The sequence below is a fragment of the Bartonella sp. ML69XJBT genome (assembly GCF_028618515.1).
Taxonomy (GTDB): domain Bacteria; phylum Pseudomonadota; class Alphaproteobacteria; order Rhizobiales; family Rhizobiaceae; genus Bartonella.
This window is the reverse complement of record NZ_JAQITB010000128.1, coordinates 1-1,115: the sequence shown is the minus strand read 5'-3', so window position 1 is coordinate 1,115 and position 1,115 is coordinate 1. Positions and strand designations below refer to the sequence as shown.

At 37.3% G+C, this 1,115-nt stretch carries 1 pseudogene; it reads left to right on the top strand.

Annotated elements, in window-relative coordinates:
• Window positions 1–21 precede the first annotated feature (21 nt).
• Window positions 22–1,115, top strand: a pseudogene (locus PVV68_RS10505) (hypothetical protein); the annotation flags it as partial.

The window sequence follows — 1,115 nt, the reverse complement described above, 5'->3', positions numbered from 1 at the left end:
ACCAATACTAAAGGCATATCTATGTGTAAGAAATCTATTTATAAGAAAAACTTTTTGTTATGTACAATTGCTGGAACTTTCATTTTTTCTCATTTAACTCCAACTTATGCAAATACACAAACTCCTATAATGGTTATGGCTCGTGCAGATAAGGCAGGAGAAGAAAAAACCTTTAATGATGTTTTTGTCCGTGGTAGATTTACTGCAGTGGTCGCTGATGAGAAAGCCTTTATTACCATTAAAAAATCAATAGTGCAGTCCGATAGTACCTTGCTTTCTGCATCAACAGGTGGACGCATTCACGCTGAGAAAATCGTAGGAAAAGCAGGAACGCGTGGTTTAGAGATTGCGAATGGTATAATCCATGTTGAAGATTCAGTCATCACCGTCCCTGGACACCATAAAAGCTATGGTATCCGCTTTGATCATATTCCGGATTCTTATGTGAAAAAAGGTGAAAACGTTGTCAATAGGGCAATACTTACCAATACAAAACTTCTTATGACAGATGGTATTGGTATCGCTGGTCCCTACTCCTCAAAAGCTATTGCTGAAGTTTATCTTAAAAATTCAGAAATTCATTCTGATATGTTATTAAAAAATAAGAGTATACGAGAAGATAAGAATCCTAAAACGCTCACATTAACTGCTGATGCTTCAGTTATAGAAGGGAAAGTGACAACCTTCCCCCAAAATACAACAATTTTTACTTTGAACAATAGGAGTAAATGGTTTCCAAAAGTTAGCCAGTTCGAGGTAGAAGATAGGAAAGATAATGGTGAACCTGTTTCATATAAACTCCTTGACATTAAGCAACGAGCTCAATCTGTCGTTTCAGTGTTAAATCTTAACAATAGCTCTATCATATTTCGTGCACCGCATGCTCTAGCAAAGGGGCAGTATCAAACCTTACATATAGGAAAATATCCACAAGCTGAAAAACCTACATCGCAAGAAGAGATAATTCCTGCAGCAACGAGCGTTTATAATGCAACGGGCCATGCCAATATTTATTTCAATATCGAATGGAGTGACGGTCTACCAAAAGAAAAACAAAAAGCTGACCGTCTTCTCGTCCATGGTAATGTGTCAGGCACCACAACAATCTATGTCAA